Here is a 20229-nt window from a genome sequence, read left to right as displayed (position 1 = left end):
GTTCCAACAGAATCTGGAACGCGGGGGAAAGCAGTTGAAGGCGATCGCGGTCATCATGGAGGCGCCAGAACAGCTATCGCTGCGGCAGCTCGTGCTGAACCCGATGGCCGCCAGCGATGTCCGCGTGGAGATCGACTGGAGCGGCATTTCCTCCGGCACCGAAAAACTGCTGTGGACCGGCCGCATGCCCAATTTCCCGGGCATGGGCTATCCGCTGGTGCCCGGTTACGAATCGGTTGGCCGGATCGTCGATGCCGGGGCCGATGTTCGCGAACGGATCGGCGAATGGGTGTTTGTGCCCGGCGCCAATTGTTACCAGGATGCACGCGGCCTGTTTGGCGGGACCGCACGCACGGTCATCATGCCCGCCGCACGCGCCGTGCCGATCGACGAATCGCTGGGCCGCGACGGCATCCTGCTGGCGCTGGCGGCCACCGCGTATCACGCAGTTGCGGGCGGGGCGCTGCCCGATCTGATCATCGGCCACGGCATTCTTGGCCGGTTGATCGCGCGCGAAGTGGTTGCCCTGGGCGGTACACCGCCCACGGTGTGGGAGGTTAACCCGGCGCGCCGCGATGCAGATGGCTATCAGGTCATCGACCCGACCACCGATGAACGGCGCGATTACCGCACGATCTGCGACGCGAGCGGCGCGGGCGATGTGCTCGACATGCTGATCCCGCGACTGGCCAAAGGTGGCGAGATTGTCCTGGCCGGTTTCTATGACCGCCTGTCGTTTGCCTTTCCGCCGGCCTTCATGCGTGAAGCGCGTTTGCGGATTGCTGCCGAATTCACGCCGGCGGACATCAGCGCGATCAAGACGCTGATCGCGGACGGCGCACTGCGGCTGGACGGGCTGATCAGCCACGTGCGGCCGGCGACCCAGGCGGCGGAGGCCTATCCCCAGGCATTTACCGACCCCGCCTGTCTGAAAATGGTCCTTGATTGGAGTGCAATATGAGTATGCTCGATAACGGACCGCTGCGCGATGAAGCGCATGAAGAGCCCGATCCCGTGCACACCGGGCCGATCACCAAGGAAACGCAGATCATTGCCATTTATGGCAAAGGCGGCAGCGGCAAATCGTTTGCGCTCGCCAATCTCAGCTACATGATGGCGCAGCAGGGCAAACGCGTGCTGCTGATCGGATGCGATCCCAAATCGGATACCACCAGCCTGCTGTTCGGCGGCAAATCGACGCCGACGATCATCGAAACATCGTCGCGCAAGAAACTGGCCGGTGAAGAAATCGGCATCGAGGACGTGTGTTTTCAGCGCGATGGCGTGTTCGCGATGGAGCTCGGCGGGCCGGAGGTCGGCCGCGGTTGCGGCGGGCGCGGGATTATCCACGGTTTCGAAACGCTGGAAAAGCTGGGCTTCCACGAATGGGGCTTTGATTACGTCCTGCTCGATTTCCTGGGTGACGTGGTGTGCGGCGGGTTCGGCCTGCCGATCGCGCGCGACATGTGCCAAAAGGTGATCGTGGTCGCATCGAACGACCTGCAATCGCTGTATGTCGCCAACAACGTGTGCAAGGCGGTCGAATATTTCCGCAAAATGGGCGGCAATGTCGGCGTGGCGGGCATGATCCTGAACAAGGATGACGGCACGGGCGAAGCGAACGCCTTTGCCGCGGCCGTCGGCATCCCGGTGCTGACCGCGATCCCCGCCAACGAGGATATCCGCAAGAAGAGCGCCAATTACCAGATCATCGGCAAACCGGGCGGGCAATGGGCATCGCTGTTTGAAGAACTGGCGATCAACGTGGCCACTGCGCCGCCACTGCGGCCCACCCCGCTGGACCAGGATGGCCTGTTGGGCCTGTTCAGCGCCGATGTGACGGGTGCCGATTATTCGCTGAAGCCGGCGACCCAGGCCGACATGCGCGGTGCGGCCTATGTGACGAAGCCCAGCCTCGAAGTTGTGTACGACACCGTATGACCGCAGAAACACCCAGCCTGGACCGGCCGCGTGACCGGATCGACCTGATGGCGCCGCCGATCGCGGCGGCGCCGGTCGAGGGTGGCTGCGGATCAAAGGATACCATGCGCAGCGCCGCCGAACAGGCGGGCAAATCCGGCGTGCTGGCGCGCTATGCCGCCGATTATCCGGTCGGGCCGCATGATCAGCCGCAATCGATGTGCCCGGCATTCGGGTCGTTGCGGGTGGGTCTGCGCATGCGCCGCACTGCCAGCGTGCTGTCGGGCTCTGCCTGCTGTGTTTACGGGCTGACGTTCACCTCGCACTTTTACGGCGCCAAGCGCACCGTGGGTTATGTGCCGTTCAGTTCCGAAACGCTGGTGACCGGCAAACTGTTTGAAGACATCAAGGAAGCGGTCGAAGGCCTGGCCGATCCGGCGCTGTACGACACGATCATCGTCACCAATCTGTGTGTGCCCACCGCATCGGGCGTACCGCTGCAATTGCTGCCCGACCAGATCAACGGCGTGCGCGTGATCGGCATCGATGTGCCCGGCTTTGGCGTGCCCACCCATGCAGAGGCGAAGGATGTACTGGCCGGCGCGATGCTCAATTACGCGCGCAAAGAGGCCGAATTGGGGCCGGTTGCCGCGCCGAAAGAACGCCCCGACCGGCCGACTGTCACCCTGCTGGGCGAAATGTTTCCGGCTGATCCGCCCGGCATTGGCCTGATGCTGGCGCCGCTCGGCCTGGCTGCCGGGCCAGTGGTGCCGACGCGCGAATGGCGTGAGCTCTATTCCGCGCTCGATTGCGCGGTGGTGGGCGCGATCCACCCGTTTTATACCGCCAGCGTCCGCGAATTCCAGGCGGCCGGGCGCACTGTGGTCGGCTCCGCACCGGTGGGGCGTGATGGCACGGCGGCCTGGCTCGATGCCATCGGCCATGCCTGTGGCATCGCGCAAAGCAAGATCGACGAATCCAAAAACCGCTTCCTGCCGGCGATCGCGGCGGCGCTGGCGGCACGGCCGATCAACGGCCGGATTACCGTATCGGGCTATGAAGGGTCGGAATTGCTGGTCGCGCGGTTGCTGATCGAAAGCGGCGCCAATGTCCCTTATGTGGGCACGGCCTGCCCGCGCACGGTGTGGTCCGATCCCGACCGCGAATGGCTGGAGGCGCATGGCGCGCGCGTGCAATATCGCGCCAGCCTGGAACAGGACATTGCTGCGGTTGAAGAATTCGGCCCGGCGCTGGCAATCGGCACCACCCCGGTGGTGCAATATGCCAAACAGAAATCGATCCCGTCGCTCTATTTCACCAACCTGATCTCGGCGCGCCCGCTGATGGGCCCGGCCGGTGCCGGCAGCCTGGCGATGGTGGTCAATGCCGCGCTGGCCAACCAGCACCGGTTTGATCGCATGACCGCATTTTTCGATGGGGTTGGCAGCGGTGCCACCGCCGGCGTGTGGGAAGACACGCCGGTCGATCACCCAGAATTCAAGGCGCGCTACGCCGCCAAACGCATCGCTGCGGCCAAGGCCGAAGAAAGCGTTGGCTCATGACGCTGATCCTCGATCATGACCGGGCCGGCGGCTATTGGGGCGCGGTCTATGCGTTCACCGCCATCAAGGGCCTGCAGGTGATCATCGATGGCCCGGTGGGCTGCGAAAATCTGCCGGTAACCTCGGTCCTGCATTACACCGATGGCCTGCCGCCGCATGAATTGCCAATCGTAGTCACGGGCCTGGGTGAACAGGAACTGGGGCGCGACGGTACCGAAGGCGCAATGAAACGCGCCTGGAAAACACTTGATCCCGATCTGCCTGCGGTCGTCGTGACCGGATCGATCGCCGAAATGATCGGTGGCGGGGTCACCCCCGAAGGTACCAACATACAGCGCTTTTTGCCGCGCACGATCGACGAGGATCAGTGGCAATCGGGCGATCGCGCGCTGACCTGGCTGTGGACCCAGTTCGGGCCCAAGAAAGTGCCGGCGCTGCGCCCGCTGAAAGACGGCGAAAAACCGCGCGTCAACATCATCGGGCCAATGTACGGCACGTTCAACATGCCGTCCGACCTCGCGGAAATCCGCCGGCTGATCGAAGGCGTGGGCGCAGAGGTCAACATGGTCTTCCCGCTGGGCAGCCATCTGGCCGACGTGCGCAAATTGGCCAACGCCCACGTCAACGTGTGCATGTACCGCGAATTTGGCCGTGGCCTGTGCGAAGCGCTGGAACGCCCCTTTCTGCAGGCGCCGATCGGGCTGGAATCGACCACGCTGTTCCTGCGCAAACTGGGTGAACTGACCGGGCTTGATCCCGAACCGTTCATCACCCGCGAAAAACACACGACGATCAAACCGCTGTGGGATCTGTGGCGTTCGGTCACGCAGGATTTCTTTGGCACCGCCAGCTTTGGCATCGTTGCCACCGACACTTATGCGCGCGGGATTCGCAAATTTCTGGAAGATGACATGGGATTGCCCTGCAATTTCAGCGTATCGCGCAGCGCGGGGACCAAGACCGACAACCAGGCGATCAAGGACATGATCGCCACCAATCCGCCGCTGATCCTGTTCGGCAGCTTTAACGAACGCATGTACATGGCCGAATGCGGCGGGCGCAGCGTTTATATCCCGGCCAGCTTTCCCGGCGCAGTCATCCGCCGCCACACCGGTACGCCGTTCATGGGCTATTCCGGCGCGACGTATCTGGTGCAGGAAGTGTGCAACGCATTGTTCGACGCGCTGTTCCACATCCTGCCGCTCGCCGGCCAGCTCGACAAGGCAGAGGCAACACCCGCCCGCATCCTGCGCGAACTGCTGTGGGAAGAAGCGGCAAAGTCCGAACTGGATGCGGTGGTCGAACGTGCGCCGGTGCTGGTGCGCATTTCGATGGCCAAACGCATCCGCGATGCGGCCGAACGCGCCGCGCGCCGGGCCGGCGAAACATCGGTTACTCCCGAGCGCCTGGCGCTCGCCATTACAGAAAGCCGCGATCAATGACCGCGGTCAGCCTTTCCCGCTCTGATCCCCACGGGTCGCGGGTTCACCAATCCTCACGGGCGTCATGCCCGCGCGGATACCGCCGGGTAGTGCGCTGTGCGCTCCTGTCCACGTGGGAACAATGGAGACGATAAAATGAGCGATCCAAACGAAAAGATGGGACCAGGCACCTACCTGACCCCCGATGAAGCCAAGGAATTCCACAAACTGTTCATGACCAGCTTCCTGCTGTTCACCGTTGTGGCGGTTATTGCCCACGTGCTGGTCTGGAACTGGCGTCCCTGGTTTTGATATCCGGCGTCCGGGTAGATCACCCGGAACATGGGCTATAATTGATAAGGAGCCACGCTATGTGGAGAATTTGGTTGGTATTCGATCCGCGCCGCGCGCTGGTCGCCTTGGCAGTCTTCCTGTTTGTGCTGGCACTGCTGATTCATTTCATCCTGCTCAGCACCGATCGGTTCAACTGGCTCGATGGCCCGCACAAGAAGCCGGTGGCGGCTGCTATGGCGGGACCAGCGGGCACCTGACTGGGTGGTCCAGCTGGTTTGCCAGTTGGTTTGCCAGTTGGTTTGATTGTCGCGCTGTCGCGCGATTGCGGGCGGACGAGGCCGGACTTCTTGCCCGGGCTCGTCGCTCGTTACAATGCTGGCGTGAACGATTCCCGGCACTCGCCGGGACATAAGAACAATTCCCGGCGCTAGCCGGGGCATAAGAACAATTCCTGGCGCATGCCAGGACTGCGGGAAATGCGGAGAATTGCTATGGCGCTGCTGAGCTTCGAGCGAAAATATCGGGTGAGGGGGGGCACGCTGATCGGCGGTGACCTGTTCGACTTTTGGGTCGGCCCTTTCTATGTCGGGTTCTTCGGCGTCACGACGGCGATATCCGCAACCCTGGGTACGTTGTTGATCTTTTACGCCGCCTCGCTCGGGCCGACGTGGAACCCTTGGTTGATCAGCATCGCGCCACCAGACATCAGTTACGGCCTGGCGCTTGCACCGTTGCGCGAAGGCGGTTTCTGGCAGATTATCACGATCTGCGCGATTGCCGCGTTCGTATCGTGGGCTTTGCGAGAGGTTGAGATCTGCCGCAAACTGGGCATCGGCTATCACGTGCCGTTTGCTTATGGTTTTGCCATCTTTGCCTATGTCTCCCTGGAAGTGATCCGGCCGTTTCTGCTCGGCGCCTGGGGCTTTGGTTTCCCTTATGGCATCTTCAGCCATCTCGATTGGGTTTCCAACACGGGCTATCAATACCTGCACTTCCACTACAACCCCGCTCACATGCTTGCAGTCAGCTTCTTCTTCACCACCGGTGGTGCGCTCGCCTTTCACGGCGCGCTGGTGCTGTCGTCGGTCAATCCGGCGCCAGGCGAAGACGTGAAGTCACCCGAGTACGAAGACGGCTTCTTCCGCGATACGATCGGTTATTCGGTCGGCACGCTGGGGATCCATCGCCTCGGCCTGTTTCTGGCGTTGTCCGCGGGTTTCTGGAGCGCCATCTGCATCATCATCTCTGGCCCGTTGTGGACACGCGGCTGGCCGGAATGGTGGACGTGGTGGCTCAACCTGCCGATCTGGTCATAAGGAGGGACGCGCGCCATGGCTCGCTATCAAAACATGTTTACCCAGGTGCAGTTGCGTGGGCCGCTTGAGGCTGGCCCCCCCCTGCGCGATGCCACCTTTACCCGCACCGGCACGGGATTCTACAACTACTGGATGGGCAAGTTCGGCAATGCCCAGATCGGCCCGATCTATCTTGGGACGCTGGGCATGGCATCATTGATGCTCGCCTTTCTGTCCTTCGAAATCATCGGGCTGAACATGGCAGCCAGCGTGAACTGGAATCCGGTCCAGTTCGTCCGGCAATTGCCGTGGCTGGCGCTGGAACCGCCGGGGCCGGAATATGGCTTTTCACCGTTCGTGCCGCTGGCCAAGGGTGGCTGGTGGATCATCGCCGGGTTTTGCATGACCAGTTCGCTGATCCTGTGGTTCCTGCGCACCCTGCGCCGCGCACGGTCGCTCGGGATGGGCACGCACGTCGCCTGGGCCTTTCTTGCCGGCATTTTCCTGATCATCACGCTGGGTTTCATCCGGCCGATGCTGATGGGCAGTTGGGCAGAAGCGGTGCCATTCGGCATTTTCCCGCACCTTGACTGGACCGCGGCGTTCTCGATCCGATATGGCAATCTGTTCTACAACCCGTTCCACTGTCTTTCGATCGTGTTCCTGTACGGATCGACGCTGCTGTTTGCGATGCACGGCGCGACGATCCTGGCGGTTGGTCGCTATGGCGGCGAACGCGAAATCGAACAGATTACCGATCGTGGTACCGCATCTGAACGCGCCGCGCTGTTCTGGCGCTGGACGATGGGTTTCAACGCCACGATGGAATCGATCCATCGCTGGGCCTGGTGGTTCGCCGTGCTGACCCCGCTGACCGGCGCGATCGGCATCCTGCTGACCGGCACCGTGGTCGACAATTGGTATCTTTGGGCTGTGATGCACCATTATGCGCCTGGCTATCCCGGCACCGGTGTCATCGATCCCGCAACTTTGCCGGGGGCGCCAAAATGAGCCGCTTCATCACACACTTCGCCGCACGCGTCACGGTTGGTTCGATCGGGGTTTTGGGCATTGCCCTGCTCGGTGGCTGCGAGCCGGGACACAAGCAGACCACGCAAGTCGGTTATCGGGGCGCCGGTCTCGACCAGATTGTCGATGTCCGGCACATGGTCAAAACCGCTGCGATCCCGCCGGCACCCTATCCGCTGCCCGCCGATGGCGGACCCAAGGCGAGTGAATCGTACAAGAACGTGCAGGTCCTGGGCGGGGTCAGCACCGAACGGTTCAACCACCTGATGGCGGAAATCAACCAGTGGATCGCGCCACCCGAACAGGGGTGCAATTATTGCCACAACCCTGAAAATATGGCGTCGGACGAAAAATATACCAAGGTCGTCGCGCGCAAAATGTTGCAGATGACGCAGAACATCAATTCGAAATGGTCTGCGCACGTCAAACAGGTCGGCGTCACGTGCTATACCTGCCATCGCGGCAATGCGGTGCCGGCCAACAAATGGGCCAATCTGCCCGATACGCCGCACCCGAATTCGATCCTGGGCAACAAGTTTGGGCAGAATACCCCCAATCCAGAGGTGGCCTATGCCTCACTGCCATCAAACATGTATGCAGATTATCTGAACGGCGGGAACAATATCCGCGTTGCTTCGGATGACGAACATCCCTCGGCCAACCACGTGGTGTCGATCAAGACAGCGGAAAAGACCTATGGTCTGATGATGCATCTCAGCACCGCGCTGGGGGTCAATTGCACGTATTGCCACAACACCCAGTCGTTCCGCGCCTGGAACCTCAGCCGTCCGCAGCGCGCAACGGCCTGGTACGGCATCCGCATGGTTCGCGACACCAACGTGAACTATATCGGTACGCTGCAGTCGGTGTTCCCGGCCTATCGCAAGGGACCACAGGGTGACCCGTACAAGGTCAACTGCACCACCTGCCACCAGGGCCAGTCAAAGCCGCTGGCGGGGCAGAGCATGATGGACCAGGCACCTGCGCTGTGGGGCCCGACGCCGGCATCGATGCCCGCGCCGGCAGCAGCACCGGCCGCCCGCCCGCAGGAAGATCCCGCGGCATCCACTGGCGCTGGCCCGGTTCCGCTGGCGTACAATGTTGCGCCGGCCATGATCGGCCACAAATGACCACTGCCCGCGCCGCCGACAGTGGCGGCGCGGGCAACTGTCCATTCCCGGCGATGCGCGCATGACGATCCATGATCATCCTCTGCGCGGCGCCCTTTCGGCGGAAATGCACGTCCGCCGCCTGCCCCGGCTACAGGCGCCCTGCCGCATGATGCAGGTCGTGACGGTAATGGGCGAAACCGGCACCGATGCGGCGCGCGCGCATATTGAGGCGCTGAAGCGGCTGGCGACCGTCATCGTGCCGCTGTCGGCCAAATATGCGGTGCTGCTGATCGACGGGATAACCCTGGTGTGGGAACGCCACACCGAATTCGCGACCTATACGCTGGTGCGTCCCGGGGACACCACCGAACTGTTCGATCCCGGTGATTTTGATCCGGTGCGCGGCGTGCTGTACGCCGATATGCCCGGTGAAATCATCCGTTCAACCCAGATCGCGCTGGTGGCGGGTGAGGCCTGGGACCCCGCCGCGCTCGATCTGCGACGCTGGTTTACCGATGAAGCGACCGTTGTTTGCGATGTCGCCGGCGGCCTGGCGCGGATCGCGTCCGATTTTCGGCTCAATGCCGATGGCTATGGCCGCTTGCTGATCCACGATCGTGGTCTGTTGCATGATGAGGCCGGGCAACTGGTCCTGCGCATGCAGGAACTGGGCAATTATCGCAACATGGCGCTGCTGGGGTTGCCCCTGGCCCAACGGCTGACACCCGCTGTCAGCAGGCTGGAAGCGCGGCTGGCGGAATTGACGCATGCGGTGTCCGAACGTTCTTCGCAGGATGACGGCCTGCTTGATGAATTGAGCTTCCTGTCGGCAGAACTTGCGCGCCTGGTGGCCGAAACCCGTTACCGGATGAGTGCGACGCGGGCCTATGCCCAGGTCAGTGTCGACCGCCTTGGCCGGCTCGATATCGGCGCGGTGCGCGGGTACCAGACGCTTGATGATTTTACCGAGCGGCGGTTGATGCCGGCGGTGCGCACGTGTGATTCGTTTTCGGCGCGGCTGGACGATCTTTCTCGACGTGCAGCGTGGACCAGCGATCTGTTGCGCACGCGCATCGATATCGCGCTGGCCCGCCAGAACCGCGATCTGCTGGCATCGATGGACCAACGCACACATTTGCAATTGCGCCTGCAACAAACGGTTGAGGGCCTGTCAGTGGTCGCGATCAGCTATTACCTGGTGGCACTGATCGGCCATGTGCTCGGCGCGGTCACCATCGTCCCGCACGAACTGGCGATGGCGATTACCGTGCCGGTCATCCTGGTCAGCGTCGCATCCGGGCTCTACTGGATGCGACGCCACGTTCTGCAATAGCGTGTGACCGCCTCAACCAGCCAAAGCGGCTGGTGCGTCGGGCAGGCTGCCAAACGCCAGGCCGAAATCCCGGGCGACTTCGCGTGCAGTCATCTTGGCCGACATCATCACCGATGGCGTGCCACCGCCCGGCTGGGTGCCCTGGCCGACCAGATACAGCTGCGCGATATCTTCGCTGCGGTTGTGCGGGCGGAAAAACGCAGTCTGGGTCAGGCGCGGCTCCACCCCGAACCCGTTGCCGGCGTATGAGCCAAGCGTCTGTTCGAAATAGTCCGGCGTGACAAAGCTGCGATAGACGATGCGTTCGCGCAGATCGGGAATATAACCGCGCTCGTCCAGGAACGTGATGATCTTGTCGGCATAGCCCTCACCCACCACGTCCCAGTCGATATTGCCCAGCGTATTGGGCACCGGGATCAGGGTATAGGCCGCGTGATGGCCCGCGGGTGCCAGGCTCGGGTCGGTCAGGGTCGGGATGTGCAGATATTGCGAAAAATCGTCGGCCAGGATCTTGCGTTCAAAAATATCGTTCAACAGGTCTTCGTAACGGGGCCCCAGGATGATGTTGTGGTGTTGCAGATCGGGGTCGCCTTCGCGCATGCTGTACCCGAAATAGATCACCATGATCGACATGCTGTGCTTGCGGAACTTCACCACAGAATCGCGGTTGATGCGGCGGAACGCCTTGTCCACCAGTTTAAGATACGTCGTGGCATAATCGGCGTTTGACACCACCACATCGGCGGCCAGCACGTCACCGCTGGCCAGCGTGATCCCGGTGGCGACACGCTGGCGGCCAGATTTGGCCACGTTGATCTGTGCCACTTCGGCATTGAAGCGGATGGTACCGCCCAGTTCTTCAAATTTGCGCACCAGTGCGGCGATCAGTGCGCCGGTACCACCCATGGCAAAATGCACGCCCCAGGTCTTTTCGACAAAATGGATCATGGCATAAATAGCCGGCACATTCATGGGGTTGCCACCGACCAGCAAGGGCTCAAAGCTGAATACCTGGCGCATCTTGTCGCTTTTGAAGTATTTTTTCACCAGCGAGAACAGCGGTTGCACCGCCCCCAGCCGCAGCAGATCGGGCACCACGCGCACCATCGCGCCGATATTGCCGAAATAGGTATATCCCAGTTCCAGAAAGCCGCGCTGAAAGATGGCCTGCGCGGCATCGTGGAAACGGTCATAGCTGCCAATGTCTTCGGGTGCGAGTTTGGCAATCTGTGCGCGCACGCTGTCCGGATCACCGTCGTAATCGAACCACGTGCCATCGTCGAAATAGATGCGGTAAAACGGCAGGATCGGTACCATGGTCAGATAGCGACTGGTATGCGGGCCCCCGCTGATGCCGCTGGTAATGCGCGGGCTGGCCACAACCTCCGCGGGAAAATCCGCAGCATCGAGCATCGCGTTGCCAGGTTCCAGCGCAAACAGCTCTTCGATGAAATGCGGGACCGTCAACACGGTCGGGCCCATGTCAAAGGTAAAGCCCTGTTCGCGCCGCACATAGGCACGGCCGCCGGCATCATCCAGCTTTTCGACAACCGTGGTGGCAAAACCCAGGCTTTGCAAACGGATCGCACAGGCCAATCCGCCAATGCCCGACCCGATCACAACCGCTGTTTTGTCCGACATACGCTTAATCTCCACACATCTCGCCAGCGCGATGCGTGGAATTTTGCGATCATGCAAGGTGGCCCAAAGGACTGGCCCGCGAAAAACGGGGGCGCGGGCGCACAGGCCCGCCGCCCCGCATAGGAATTATGCCGCCATCGCGTGACGGGCCAGTTCACACATCGACCAGATTTCGCTGAGCGAGGTGACCAGGCGGTCGATATCGCCATCGGTATGCACGGGCGATGGGGTCAGCCGCAGCCGTTCGGTGCCCACCGGAACCGTCGGATAGTTGATGGGCTGCAAATAGATGCCGTGGTGTTCCAGCAACCAGTCGCTGATGCGTTTGCACTTGTGCGCATCGCCAACCATGATCGGGATGATGTGGCTGGGGTTGTCGATGGTGGGAATGCCCATCGCGTGCAGCCGGCGACGGACCTGGGCCACGCGGTCGCGGTGGCGTTCGCGTTCGACATTGCTGGCCTTCAGATGGCGGATGCTGGCGGTGGCGCCCGCCGCCAGCGCAGGTGGCAGCGCGGTGGTGAAAATAAACCCGCTGGCAAAGCTGCGGACAAAATCACACAGCGCGGTTGATGAAGCGATGTAGCCGCCCATCACGCCAAACGCCTTGCCCAGGGTCCCTTCGATCACGGTGACCCGGTCCATCAGCCCTTCGCGTTCGGCAACGCCGCCGCCGCGCGGGCCGTACAGCCCGACGCCATGCACTTCATCAAGGTACGACATCGCGCCGTGCTTTTCGCAGACGTCCAGAATTTCGGCGATCGGGGCGATATCCCCGTCCATCGAATAGACGCTTTCAAATGCCACCAGTTTGGGCAGGGCTGGGTCGAGCGCGGCCAGCCGGCGATCAAGATCTTCGGGCGAATTGTGCGCGAATTTGTGCACCGGGGCGCGGCTGTGGCGAATACCCTCGATCATCGATGCGTGGTTGAGCGCGTCGGACAGAATGACGCAGCCGGGAATGCGCGCGCCCAGCGTGCCCAGCGCCGCCCAGTTCGACACATAGCCCGATGTGAACAGCAGTGCGGATTGTTTGCCATGCAGGTCGGCCAGTTCGGCCTCCAGCTGAACATGGCTGTGCGTGGTGCCCGAAATGTTGCGCGTGCCACCGGCACCGGCGCCACAGCGATCAAGCGTTTCGTGGATCGCTTCGAGCACCTTGGGGTGCTGACCCATGCCAAGATAGTCGTTTGAACACCATACGGTGACCGGGCGGGTCCCTTCGTCAACGAACTGTTCGGCCGCGGGAAAGGCGCCGGCGCGGCGTTCCAGTTCAGCAAAAACGCGATAGCGGCCATCATCTTTGAGCGTTGCCAGTTCGGTCTCAAAAAATGCTTCGAAATTCATTTGATCTTCCCCGCTTGCTCGAAAATGACGGCGGCTTTTGCCGTTCTGGTTGAGGATGAAGAGGCCCATTGCCACATTTTGGCATCGCGCAATGGCAATACCAAAAACAGATGCTCGACAACGCCCAGCGCGGCAAGCCCGGCGAGCAAGGTGCCCGACGCTGCCACGCCGCTGCCGGCCGGTGCGGCCTGCGCCGCCATCCAGGCCCACGCGGTCAGCGCACTGCCCAGCACGATCGAAAACGGGAACAGCGCATTGCAGCGTGCTTTGCGAAAATAGCTTTTGAGATAGGCGAGATGTTCCGGGAACACCTCATCGCTAAGGTTGGGCACACCCAGGTAGAGGTTGAATTTGGCCGACAGCCGGAACACGAACAGCAGCAGAAAGGTCAGTGGCGCGGCCTGGTTGGGCGCGCCCCAGGTCACCGCAAACAGCACGATGGCGGTGGCGGCAATGGCCAGTTCATGGTGGATGACCGTGGCGGTGGCCGCGCTGAACCGCCGCCAACCGGTGGCATCGGCCGGGCATTCCGCGTGGTTCGGCCCGGCGACCATGCCCATCAGAAAGCTCATTTCGTGCCAGCCCCAGACCACGATCGCGGCGGCAAAGCCCACATAGGCGCCCGCCGCACTGGCATCATCGCGGATATTCCACACCAGCGCGGTGGCGGAGATCGCCACCAGCCCGGCCAGGGTCAGGCTGGTCGCGTAAGTCGCGCGCGATCGGCTGTCCAGCCAGACGATGGCGGCCGTACCCGCAAACCACATCAGGAATGCGAAGACGAGCGGCGGAATGATCACCATATGGTTGACCAGAGTGTTCACCAGGCCGGGACCATGCGCACGTTGGCCGGCGCAACGTTCGCCTGCACCGGGGTGAAGTACAGCCGCGCAAACGCCAGGCCCGCCGCACCCATCAGGCCCACGCGCTTGATCGCACCGATCACCCCGCCCTGCGCCCGTGCTGCGTCCATCCGGGCAGAGACCTGGCGCAACTGTTCCAGCCCGCGCCGGAACGCCGTCGCATCCGAATTGAGCACGACCGGGAAAACCTGGCGCGTGATGTCCGAACAGATCTGGAACACACGGTGGTCATATTCGGTCGGGTCGATCCCCAGCGCCTTGTGAAATGCCGGGCGGTTGTGATCGCGCACATACATCGTGGCATAGACCGAAACGAGGAAGAAGCGGATCCACAGCTTGTTGACCCCGGTCAGCAGCTTGGGATCGGTGCGCAGCAGGATGGCAAACGCTTCGCCATGGCGGAATTCGTCGTTGCACCACTGTTCAAACCAGTTGAAAATCGGGTGGAAGCGCAGCTCCGGGTGCTTCGCCAGATGGCGGAAGATCGCGATATAGCGCGCATAGCCGATCTTTTCGCTGAGATAGACCGCGTAAAAGATGAACTTCGGCCGGAAATAGGTGTATTTCTTGGCACGCGTCAGAAAGCTGAGGTCGATGCCGATCCCGGCGTCCTTCAGCGTTTCGTTGATAAAGCCGGCGTGGCGGCTTTCGTCGCGGCTCAACAGTTTGAACAGCTGTTTGATATCGGGATTGGTCACCCGCTTGGCGATTTCGGCATAGAGGATGCAGCCCGAAAATTCGGAAGTGAGCGAGCTGACCAGAAAATCGATGAATTCTTCGCGGAGGCCATCGGGCAGTGCCTCGATCACGCCGTCGAACGATTGCGTCCGCTTGAAATGCAGCTTGTTGGGGTCGCGCACCATTTCGGCGATCAGCGCATCCCATTCGCGCCGCACCGGTGACACGTCGATGCGGTCCATCGCCGCAAAGTCGGTGGTGTAGAACCGCGGGGCCAGAACGGTGTCAGAGGTAGCCGCGGCCAGCGTTTCGCGGTTTGGCGCAGCTTTGATCGAAGAGATCGCGTTCATGGCATCGTCCTGTTGGTAAAACTGACTTCATAGAGTTCGGCCAGATCAAAATGGCCGATGAATTTTGTCCACAACCGCCCGACGGCGCTCGCGCGTTCGACCGTGGCCATGCGTTCCAGCACGCGGCGTTCGCCAAAGCGCACGGTGATCGGCGCGCCATGGACCTGCACCCGGTCACCCGGGCCCACCGCGACGTCGCCTGCCAGTTCGACATGCGCGCACAACGCGGTGTCGCTATGTTCGATTTCAATCGTGCATGGCGTATCAAACCGGGTGGTGCGGAATGCCATCACGATGTCTGGCCCTTTGCCGGATGACCGCTGGCCACCTGGTCGTTGTGCTGCGGGGCGCTGGGCACCGACGCAACCGGCGCCGCGGCATTGGGCAACAGCGCCAGGAATGATGCACGGTTGGTGGAACCAAAGGCGGTCATTTCGATCGACCGTCCGGTCACGCTGTCGGTCAGCGTCAATTCGCCATCGCCCCACAGCGACAGCGTAAACGGCGGTTGATTGCCAATCCCGCGTGCGCGCCGTTCACGTGCCAGGCCGCGCATCACACCCCGGATAAACCCGGTTTTCTGCCCGGGCTGGATGATCGATGCATCGTCGCCCTTGTCGGCATCGATAATCACCACTGCCCCGTCGGCGCGATCGGTAAAGCGCAGGCTGCGCGATGCGACCGCGGTCACATGGTTCGTCTGGCGCATCGCCAGTGGCGATGCCTCTGCGGGGATATGCGCGATCCGCACTGTCGCCGCGGCGGTCAGCGCGAACAGCACCAATGCCCCGGCGGTGATCAGCGTGCCGCGTGGCAGCATGTCGGCGTGGCTGTGTGCGGTCATGCTGCCACTCCTTCGGCAAAGGTGGGCCCGCGCTGGCCGGCGCCTTGCGGCACGGTCGGCGTGATCGTGATACGGCCTTCGGGGTTTTGTGCAGCACAAGTCCGCGCGACCAGCGCCGCCACGGCCTGCGCATCGGGGATCGCGCGCAGCATCGGTTGCGGCGTGACGATCTTCCATGGCCGCGCGTGCGGCCACAGCGCCATCATTCCCAGCTTTGCCGGACCGGCAATCACCAGTGGAACGTCACCCGTGCCATCGGCGCGCTGGGCCAGGTCAACCGAACCGATCATCCGCAACGGCAGGTTGATGCATTTGGGCACCGCAATGCCGACACGCAGCACGATGCGCCGGTTGGTCAGCGTATAGACCGTCGATTTCGCCGAGGCATAGGCCAGCACGTGCAACAGCACGACACTGACAGCGCCCAGCCCGACGGTCATTTCGACACCGAGAAAGCCCACGTTGGTGGTCAATGCCGATGCCAGGGCCCATGCGGACAGGGCCGCAAAATAGGCGATGACCAGCCGCGTGCTGAACGCGGTGCGGGCCAGTACCCGCCAGTCGGGCGCGCCCTGCCACAGGATTTCTTCCCCTGCCGGCAGCATGCCGGGCAGGCCCCGGATTGGCTCGTCGTCATATTCGGTCACAGGATTGGCTCCTGGCGTTCGGCGTTGGCATACAGATAGCCACCGCCGAAATAGGCCTGCACGCGTTCTTCTTCATACAGCGTGATCTGGTCGGTTGCCTCAAGCCGGGGCACGCCGGCAAATTGCGCCGCGTTCAGCGCGTCGATCACCACCCGGCGGCGGCTGCGCTGGACCGATGCCATCATGATCGGTGCCAGCAGCGGTCCGCCTTCGCCGGCAATCTGGATATAGCGGACCAGCCGGTCGGCCTTGTCGATCCACAGATCGCTGACATGCCCGGCCACGGCGCCATCGGCGCCCACCACCGGCCAGCCGGCCAGATCGGAATCTTCACGCGCAACGCTGAACCCGGTCGCGGTGCTCAGCGGCACAATGCGCGGATGACCTTCCATGTCCAGATCGGGGCGCTTGGCGCGGTTGGCCCAGGCGGCCGGTCCAACACCATCGGCCAGTGGATTGCCGGTTGGGATATATGGCGAACCGCCGTGGTTTTCAAAGCGCCGTGCGGCAATGTTCACCGGTTCACGGCCTTCGGTCCGGCCGACCGGCGCAGTAACCGTGCCATGGCCAAACGGCAGCTTGAAAAACTTGGGCGAGGCAGTGCTCAGCACCCCGCCGAGCGTATCGACCCGGCCGCTCATTTCGTCTTCAAGTGGATAGCCTTCGCGGCGATCTTCGCGGCGGAGGTAAAACACCAGGCTGATGAAAAACAGCACAAAGGCATAGAACACCAGCAGAGCGACATCGATCCCGGCGGTCACATTGGGATGCATGAGATTTCCCCTTTCATATCGGAAATTCCGTCAGGCCAAAGCGCGTGCCGCCAGGAACGGTATGCCTGTGATCGCTCCGAACGAGCGGCCCCAGTGCGACAAGTGTGGCCAAAAGCAGTAGGATTTCAAAACTGTAGACAAAGGCATAGCCGGTCGACGCATCGGCCAGCGTGTGACCCAGACGCCCCGACACGGCGGCGCTGGAGACGAGATCGCGCGCGAACGCGCCAATGGCGATGGCAAGGCCCGCGCACGTGGCCTGCACCGCGCCCCAGGCGCCAAGTGCCAGCCCGGTGCGGCCTTCAAGCTCTTCGGTATCGGAAATGGCCATCGCCGCGGTCAGCGTACCGACCGAAAACAGCCCGCCGCCCAGCCCGATCAGCGTTGCCCCCAGTTCCAGCAGCGGCACCGACCGCAGTGGCCCGGCAAACAGCACCAGCAAAAACGCGCCGATCCCGGCAACGCCGCCAAATCCCGCCAGCCGGTGCGGTTCTGCGCCATCGCCCAGACGGCGCGCAGCATAGGCAAAGCCGGCCAGCATGCCCACCGCCCACAGCGCTGTCAGCGAGGTGGTGGCACCCACCGAAAGCCCGAGCACTTGCCCGCCATAGGGTTCCAGCAGGACGTCCTGCATGGTGAACGCGGCCGCGCCCAGCCCGACCGAAACCAGCAGACGCATCGTCTTTGGCCGCGCGATGAAAATCGCCCATACTTCGCTGAACGACGGTTGTGCTTCGCGGCTGGCGCGGGGCCGGCGATCGCGCGGTTCCTGTTTCCACAGCGCGATGACGTTCAGCACCATGGTCAGCGCCGCCGCGCTTTGGACAATCTGCACCAGCTTGGTCGGGGTGAAATCGGCCAGCAGGCGCCCGATCACCAGCGCGCTGATCATCGTGCCGATCAGCAGCATGACATACAGCAGCGCGACCACGCGCGGGCGCGCATCATCGGGCGCCAGATCGGTGGCCAGCGCCAGCCCGGCGGTCTGGGTGGTATGCATGCCCGCACCCACCAGCAAAAACGCTGCGACCGCGCCCAGTTCGCCCACAAACGCGGGTCCCCGGCCGCCGCCGGTCATCACCAGCAGCGCGAACGGCAGAATCGCCAGCCCGCCAAACTGCATCAGCGTGCCAAACCAGATATAGGGCACGCGCTTCCACCCCAGCAGCGAGGCATGGTGATCCGACTTGAACCCGATCAGCGTGCGTAGCGGCGCAAATAGCAGTGGCAGCGATACCATCAGCGCGACCAGGCTGGCCGACATGCCCAATTCGACAATCATCACCCGGTTGAGCGTGCCGGTCAGCAGCACTGCCGCCATCCCCACCGACACCTGGAACAGCGACAGCCGCAACAACCGCCCCAGCGGCAGTTCTGCGGTCGCGGCATCGGCAAACGGCAAAAAGCGCGTGCCCACACGGTTCCAGAACGCACCGGTCTTCAGGCTTTCGATACGGCCGGCCGCAGGTGCGCCGGGTTGCCGTGCCAAAGATGCCTTCAGGGCGGGGAGATAGCTCATCTGGTCATCACCTCCAGGGCATGGCTGGTGTAAAAACTGGCGGAGATGCGGCGGTCGCGCCCGATGCGGGCCTGCGGCATCGCCTGGCCGATCAGATCGCGCAGATGGCGGTCGCGCACGGGCAGGATCGCCGGCGATTTGTCTGCGCGCGGAAACAGCCGGCCCATGCCCAGCATGGCCATCAACAGCGGGGTGCGCGGGGCAAAGGTCAGCGCGATCGACCCACGCGTGTTGCCCGCCAGCCGTGTTACCGCAGCGACGATATCGTCTGCTTTATAATGAATGAGCGAATCCATTGCCACGACATGGTCGAAATGGCCCAGCGCGGGATCAAGCATGTCACCCACGCGCCAATCGATGTTCAGGCCTGCGGGGGCACGATCGCGGCCGATCGCAACCAGGCTGCCCGCCACATCGATCGCGACGACTTCGGCACCGCGCAGCGCTGCTTCGACCGCCAGCGCGCCGGTGCCGCATCCGGCATCAAGCAGGCGTACGCCGTGCATGTCTGCCGGCAACCAGGACAACAGCGTGTTGCGCATTTCAGTGCGACCGGCGCGGACCGTGGCGCGGATGCCGCTGACCGGCGCGTCCGATGTCAGCTGTTCCCAGGCCTTGGCCGCAGTGCGGTCAAAATAGGTTTCAAGATTGCCGCGATACCGGTCGTAAGTTGCCGTTGCCATGTCATTCAAACCCCAGGAATTCAAAGATCTCGCGATCCTTCATCGGCAGGGCGTCCAGCGGCTCGCACCCGGCCCACAGTTGCGCGGCCAGGCGTTTGTATTCCAGGCAGGCGGCATCGACTTCAGGGGTCGAATCCATTTCAAACAACGTGCATTTTTTCAGCCGCGAACGCCGGATCGCATCCAGGTCGGGGAAATGTGCCAGCCGCTTCAGCCCGGTCGCGGCATTGAAACGGTCGATCTCGTCGGTGGCGGCAGAGCGGTTGGCGATCATGCCCGCCATCCGCACGTTGTAATTCTTGGCCTTGGCCTGGATCGCCGCCATGATCCGGTTCATCGCAAAGATGCTGTCGAAATCGTTGGCCGCAACCACCACCGCGCGTTCGGCATGCTGCAGCGGGGCGGCAAACCCGCCGCACACCACATCGCCCAGCACGTCGAAAATCACCACGTCGGTCTCTTCGAGCAGATGGTGCTGTTTCAGCAGTTTGACCGTCTGGCCCACGACATAGCCGCCGCAACCGGTGCCGGCCGGCGGACCGCCCGCCTCTACACACATCACGCCGTTGTACCCTTCGAACATGTAATCTTCGGGCCGCAGTTCCTCACTGTGGAATTCGACCGTTTCCAGCACGTCGATCACCGTCGGCATCAGCTTTTTGGTGAGGGTAAAGGTGCTGTCATGCTTCGGGTCGCAGCCGATCTGCAGCACGCGTTTGCCCAGCAGCGAAAACGCCGCCGACAGGTTGGACGATGTGGTCGATTTGCCGATGCCGCCCTTGCCATAGACGGCAAACACTTTGGCGGTTTCGATCATGTCTTGGGGATCGAGCGCAACTTGCACGCTGCCCTCTCCATCCAGGCCAATACGGTCACGGGTGCGGGCGGGGGGATCAAACAGGGCCATCATCAATTCCT

At 62.6% G+C, this 20229-nt stretch carries 21 protein-coding genes; 10 read left to right on the top strand and 11 right to left on the bottom strand.

Annotation, left to right across the window (positions count from 1 at the left end; all coding sequences use genetic code 11):
* The first annotated feature begins 34 nt into the window (after positions 1 to 34).
* From bchC to ABWP89_RS00690, 10 genes are all read left to right on the top strand, one after another.
* Positions 35 to 961 carry a chlorophyll synthesis pathway protein BchC gene (gene bchC, locus ABWP89_RS00735; RefSeq protein WP_353226516.1) on the top strand — a complete coding sequence of 309 codons (927 nt, stop codon included), beginning with the start codon at positions 35 to 37 and terminating at the stop codon, positions 959 to 961.
* Entirely contained in the window at positions 958 to 1941 is a 984-nt protein-coding gene (locus ABWP89_RS00730) for a chlorophyllide a reductase iron protein subunit X (RefSeq protein WP_353226515.1), read from the top strand. The genes bchC and ABWP89_RS00730 overlap by 4 nt, the downstream gene beginning before the upstream one ends.
* A gap of 47 nt (positions 1942 to 1988) precedes the next feature.
* Complete coding sequence (gene bchY / locus ABWP89_RS00725) at positions 1989 to 3482, top strand: chlorophyllide a reductase subunit Y (protein ID WP_353226647.1); 1494 nt, start codon at positions 1989 to 1991, stop codon at positions 3480 to 3482.
* Positions 3479 to 4924 carry a chlorophyllide a reductase subunit Z gene (gene bchZ, locus ABWP89_RS00720; RefSeq protein ID WP_353226514.1) on the top strand — a complete coding sequence of 482 codons (1446 nt, stop codon included), beginning with the start codon at positions 3479 to 3481 and terminating at the stop codon, positions 4922 to 4924. The genes bchY and bchZ overlap by 4 nt, the downstream gene beginning before the upstream one ends.
* A gap of 135 nt (positions 4925 to 5059) precedes the next feature.
* Entirely contained in the window at positions 5060 to 5215 is a 156-nt protein-coding gene (gene pufB / locus ABWP89_RS00715; protein ID WP_353226513.1) for a light-harvesting antenna LH1, beta subunit, read from the top strand.
* 59 nt (positions 5216 to 5274) lie between these two features.
* Positions 5275 to 5454 carry a light-harvesting antenna LH1, alpha subunit gene (pufA, locus tag ABWP89_RS00710; RefSeq protein ID WP_353226512.1) on the top strand — a complete coding sequence of 60 codons (180 nt, stop codon included), beginning with the start codon at positions 5275 to 5277 and terminating at the stop codon, positions 5452 to 5454.
* Between the two features lie 234 nt (positions 5455 to 5688).
* Complete coding sequence (gene pufL, locus ABWP89_RS00705) at positions 5689 to 6513, top strand: photosynthetic reaction center subunit L (RefSeq protein ID WP_353226511.1); 825 nt, start codon at positions 5689 to 5691, stop codon at positions 6511 to 6513.
* A 15-nt stretch (positions 6514 to 6528) separates the two neighbouring features.
* A complete protein-coding gene (pufM, locus tag ABWP89_RS00700) occupies positions 6529 to 7503 on the top strand; it encodes a photosynthetic reaction center subunit M (RefSeq protein ID WP_353226510.1) in 975 nt (324 codons plus the stop codon).
* Entirely contained in the window at positions 7500 to 8651 is a 1152-nt protein-coding gene (gene pufC / locus ABWP89_RS00695; RefSeq protein ID WP_353226509.1) for a photosynthetic reaction center cytochrome PufC, read from the top strand. The genes pufM and pufC overlap by 4 nt, the downstream gene beginning before the upstream one ends.
* A 61-nt stretch (positions 8652 to 8712) precedes the next feature.
* Positions 8713 to 9966 carry a DUF3422 domain-containing protein gene (locus tag ABWP89_RS00690; protein ID WP_353226508.1) on the top strand — a complete coding sequence of 418 codons (1254 nt, stop codon included), beginning with the start codon at positions 8713 to 8715 and terminating at the stop codon, positions 9964 to 9966.
* A gap of 12 nt (positions 9967 to 9978) precedes the next feature.
* On the opposite strand, the gene crtI is transcribed toward ABWP89_RS00690, so the two are convergent.
* The 11 genes from crtI to bchL all read right to left on the bottom strand — a co-directional run bounded on the left by crtI (position 9979) and on the right by bchL (position 20218).
* The gene (gene crtI, locus ABWP89_RS00685) at positions 9979 to 11607 is read right to left on the bottom strand and encodes a phytoene desaturase family protein (protein WP_353226507.1); all 1629 of its coding nucleotides are present in this window, start codon (positions 11605 to 11607) and stop codon (positions 9979 to 9981) included.
* A gap of 126 nt (positions 11608 to 11733) precedes the next feature.
* Complete coding sequence (gene hemA / locus ABWP89_RS00680; RefSeq protein ID WP_353226506.1) at positions 11734 to 12954, bottom strand: 5-aminolevulinate synthase; 1221 nt, start codon at positions 12952 to 12954, stop codon at positions 11734 to 11736.
* Positions 12951 to 13778: a putative photosynthetic complex assembly protein PuhE gene (puhE, locus tag ABWP89_RS00675; protein ID WP_353226505.1), complete on the bottom strand. Its 828-nt coding sequence runs from the start codon at positions 13776 to 13778 to the stop codon at positions 12951 to 12953. The genes hemA and puhE overlap by 4 nt, the downstream gene beginning before the upstream one ends.
* Positions 13775 to 14845: a magnesium-protoporphyrin IX monomethyl ester (oxidative) cyclase gene (acsF, locus tag ABWP89_RS00670; protein ID WP_353226504.1), complete on the bottom strand. Its 1071-nt coding sequence runs from the start codon at positions 14843 to 14845 to the stop codon at positions 13775 to 13777. The genes puhE and acsF overlap by 4 nt, the downstream gene beginning before the upstream one ends.
* Entirely contained in the window at positions 14842 to 15135 is a 294-nt protein-coding gene (locus tag ABWP89_RS00665; protein WP_353226503.1) for an O2-dependent cyclase accessory protein, read from the bottom strand. Before ABWP89_RS00665 ends, acsF begins: the two co-directional genes overlap by 4 nt.
* Positions 15135 to 15689 (bottom strand): photosynthetic complex assembly protein PuhC, encoded by a 555-nt coding sequence (gene puhC / locus ABWP89_RS00660; RefSeq protein ID WP_353226502.1) that lies wholly within the window; start codon positions 15687 to 15689, stop codon positions 15135 to 15137. Before puhC ends, ABWP89_RS00665 begins: the two co-directional genes overlap by 1 nt.
* Positions 15686 to 16336 carry a photosynthetic complex putative assembly protein PuhB gene (puhB, locus tag ABWP89_RS00655; protein WP_353226501.1) on the bottom strand — a complete coding sequence of 217 codons (651 nt, stop codon included), beginning with the start codon at positions 16334 to 16336 and terminating at the stop codon, positions 15686 to 15688. The genes puhC and puhB overlap by 4 nt, the downstream gene beginning before the upstream one ends.
* Positions 16333 to 17109 (bottom strand): photosynthetic reaction center subunit H, encoded by a 777-nt coding sequence (gene puhA, locus ABWP89_RS00650; protein ID WP_353226500.1) that lies wholly within the window; start codon positions 17107 to 17109, stop codon positions 16333 to 16335. The genes puhB and puhA overlap by 4 nt, the downstream gene beginning before the upstream one ends.
* A 13-nt stretch (positions 17110 to 17122) precedes the next feature.
* Complete coding sequence (locus tag ABWP89_RS00645; protein ID WP_353226499.1) at positions 17123 to 18628, bottom strand: BCD family MFS transporter; 1506 nt, start codon at positions 18626 to 18628, stop codon at positions 17123 to 17125.
* Positions 18625 to 19311, bottom strand: a complete 687-nt coding sequence (gene bchM, locus ABWP89_RS00640) for a magnesium protoporphyrin IX methyltransferase (protein WP_353226498.1) — start codon at positions 19309 to 19311, stop codon at positions 18625 to 18627. Before bchM ends, ABWP89_RS00645 begins: the two co-directional genes overlap by 4 nt.
* 1 nt (position 19312) lies before the next feature.
* Positions 19313 to 20218, bottom strand: coding sequence for a ferredoxin:protochlorophyllide reductase (ATP-dependent) iron-sulfur ATP-binding protein (gene bchL / locus ABWP89_RS00635; protein ID WP_353226497.1), 906 nt, complete (start codon positions 20216 to 20218; stop codon positions 19313 to 19315).
* Between the last annotated feature and the right edge of the window lie 11 nt (positions 20219 to 20229).

It is taken from the genome of Novosphingobium sp. (genome assembly GCF_040398825.1).
Taxonomy (GTDB): domain Bacteria; phylum Pseudomonadota; class Alphaproteobacteria; order Sphingomonadales; family Sphingomonadaceae; genus Novosphingobium.
This window is presented reverse-complemented; position numbering and strand designations above follow the sequence as displayed.